The following is a 2,786-nucleotide window of genomic DNA, read 5'->3' on the forward strand; positions in this document are numbered from 1 at the left end:
ACTTAAATGTTATCATAGGAACATTTGCGTTGCTTTTCTTTATGTTTCCTCCGACAGAAATCTGTCCTGTTGAAATTGTAATCGTCCCTGTTAGGCCAATTGTAACATGTGTATAATGTCCATAAGCGTTGGCATTGATATCGTTTTTATTACCTTTTTTCACTTGGTAAGATAGGTAGCCATTATGGTTCGTAGGTGATGCATTTGTTCCTATTGCCTTTAAATCAAATTTCTTTGCCCAACCTGCTTGACTTGGAGTTGATGAGATAGCTCCTTTAGTGTGTGTACCAGTTCCATCTGTATACTTATAAACAAACTTATCCGTACCAGATACTTTTACAGCTGATGTTGAATGAGTTATAGCTAGGACATCTTTTAATCCCACATTAGGATTCTTTAGCCATTTAAATGAATTTTTCAATAATGTATTTCCATTTGACAATTTAGAAGATGTTAAAGTTAAACTCATCCAACTTGTTTTTTCTGTCTTAGTAGCCCTCATAACTTTATCATGGAAAAGCCCTTGGGTAGCTTGTTCCTCTGTAACAGGAATGATATCTACTTGTCCATCTTCTTGTTCTGTAACTTGAAAGAATTCAGTAGATTCTCCTGTTAATTCGCCATCAATATTTGCAAATGCCTCATACTCTTCTTCAGTCATACTATCAATTTCTTCTTCACTAAAACCTAAGTTTTTTAATGAATCTTTCTGTTCATCTGACAAATAAATTGGTGTTGAACCTTCATCATTTGATTCTGCTTTTGAATTAGTTGGCAAGACTAAAAATAGTAAAAAACCCAGTGCAAACACACCTAAAACTTTACTTACTTTGAATAACATTAAAAATCCCCCTCTTATTACTTCTATTGGAAAAAAAACACAGGTTCAACAATACCATTCATCTTATGTTTTCGCAACTAATTACCTATTATAAATGTAATATTTAATACATTTTAACGGTTAAATGGGACATTTTCCTCTCTCTCCAAAATAAAAAGCACCCTCGAAAGGATGCTTAGACTTTACCCGTATACAATTGGGTCACTTTCATCATATTCAACTATAGTTTCCTCTAGTATTTCCACTGAAGATATATGAACTGGGTTAATAATTATCTTCTCTTCTTTATCAAGAGTTATATATTTTATCCGATCAAGTCCAACAACACATCTCTGCATAAACTCTTGTAAGCTATTATCTTTTTCACATAAATATTCTTTGCCACTATCCATAATTACTTTTAATTTCAAATTCCATACCTCCTAATATCTCCAGCTACTCTTGCAAAAATGGGGAAAGACGAATATATCTCGATGGAAATTCTTGATAAGGTCTGTACGTATTTTGAAGTTCAACCTAATCAAGTCATTGAGTGGAAGGAGTAATCAGTGTGCCAATTTATGAATATGAGAAGAATGGAAAAACAGCCTACTATTATACATTTGAAGTGAAAGACGATAAAGGTAAGCGTAAAACGATTAAGAAACGCGGTTTTAAAGGCAAGAAGKAAGCTAGGGATGCTGAGGCCTTAACGAGGACTGAATGGCTTAGGGGAAGCTATATAGACCCAACAAAGATTATTTACAAGGACTATATAACAGAATGGCTAGAGAATAAACAAGATATTAATAAAAAGACTCGTCACGTAAATGAAGGACATCTTAGAAATCATATTATTCCTGAATTAGGTCATCTACCTCTTCAAAAAATAAATATTGTCCATCTCGAAAAGTTCATAAAAACACTTCAAGATAAGGGACTCGCCGATGGAACAATAAAAAAAATATACAACCTTGTTCAAACATCTTTTAACTCTTCCATCAAAAAAGAATTAATAATAAAGAACCCTTTTTCTTTATTGGATAAAAGCTCAAAACCACGCTCTGGTAAGCCGAAAGTGGATTACTGGACCAAAGATGAGACAAAAGCCTTTCTAAGCGGATTTGAGCACCGCAACAAGATTATRTTCATATTGGCTATCTATACAGGGATGCGCCAAGGTGAAATCATGGCTTTGCGTTGGAGAGACGTAGATTTTGAAAACAAAATGCTTCGGATCAGACAAATCTTAGACTTTGATGGAAAGATAGAAGAACGAGTCAAAACTGATGCCGGCTATAGGTCTGTTACGGTTTCAGACAAAGTGTTGTCAGAATTGAAGAAACATCGTTCAATGATTATTCAGGAAAAATTAATTGCTGAAGAGTATTTCGATCATGACTTAGTTGTATGCCAACCCAATGGGAAACCTTCTAGTAAAACAAACTTTCATAAGTTTTGGATTAGACAATTAAATAAAACAGGTGTGAGGAAAATTAGGTTTCATGATTTAAGGCATACATGTGCCTCACTTTTATTTAGTGTCAATGTGCATCCAAAAGTTGTTCAGGAACTACTAGGACACAAATCCATAAAGGTAACCTTGGATACCTACTCTCATATGATGCCTAATATGCAAAGCGATGCCGTTAAAGCATTGGATGAAATGCTTAAATAAGTATCCTTAAAATCCCTACCATTTACTTTAATATTCTCTAATTTCCTACCAAAAAACCTACCAAACAAAAAACAAAAACGCTAGAGCCCTTGGTACATATGGGTTCTAGCGTCTTTTATATGATTCGGAACTCTTCCCGCCCCGAAGATAGACCTATAAAATTTTATTTTACAAATTCCATTATATATGACTTTCCTTTTTTTGAATAGTTTTTTTTAATTTGAAAATTTATATGAAGATATTCATTTTTCAAGGCCACCATAATTTCTTACATCTCACCATTTACAT

Annotated in this window: 4 protein-coding genes; 2 read left to right on the plus strand and 2 right to left on the minus strand. The window is 33.7% G+C overall.

Annotated features, from left to right (window positions below; translation table 11 throughout):
- Together AC1DUW_RS25085 and AC1DUW_RS25090 are read right to left on the minus strand one after the other, a co-directional pair.
- A partial coding sequence (locus AC1DUW_RS25085) for a hypothetical protein (RefSeq protein WP_477643747.1) occupies positions 1 to 841 on the minus strand: 841 nt, incomplete at its 3' end.
- A gap of 182 nt (positions 842 to 1,023) precedes the next feature.
- Positions 1,024 to 1,251 carry a hypothetical protein gene (locus AC1DUW_RS25090; protein ID WP_477643748.1) on the minus strand — a complete coding sequence of 76 codons (228 nt, stop codon included), beginning with the start codon at positions 1,249 to 1,251 and terminating at the stop codon, positions 1,024 to 1,026.
- 15 nt (positions 1,252 to 1,266) lie between these two features.
- Here AC1DUW_RS25090 and AC1DUW_RS25095 point away from each other — a divergent pair, with 15 nt between their 5' ends.
- Together AC1DUW_RS25095 and AC1DUW_RS25100 are read left to right on the plus strand one after the other, a co-directional pair.
- Positions 1,267 to 1,386 carry a helix-turn-helix domain-containing protein gene (locus tag AC1DUW_RS25095; protein WP_269083766.1) on the plus strand — a complete coding sequence of 40 codons (120 nt, stop codon included), beginning with the start codon at positions 1,267 to 1,269 and terminating at the stop codon, positions 1,384 to 1,386.
- A gap of 5 nt (positions 1,387 to 1,391) precedes the next feature.
- Entirely contained in the window at positions 1,392 to 2,498 is a 1,107-nt protein-coding gene (locus tag AC1DUW_RS25100; protein ID WP_477643749.1) for a tyrosine-type recombinase/integrase, read from the plus strand.
- Positions 2,499 to 2,786 lie beyond the last annotated feature (288 nt).

It is taken from the genome of Peribacillus sp. P4_C12 (assembly GCF_056402095.1).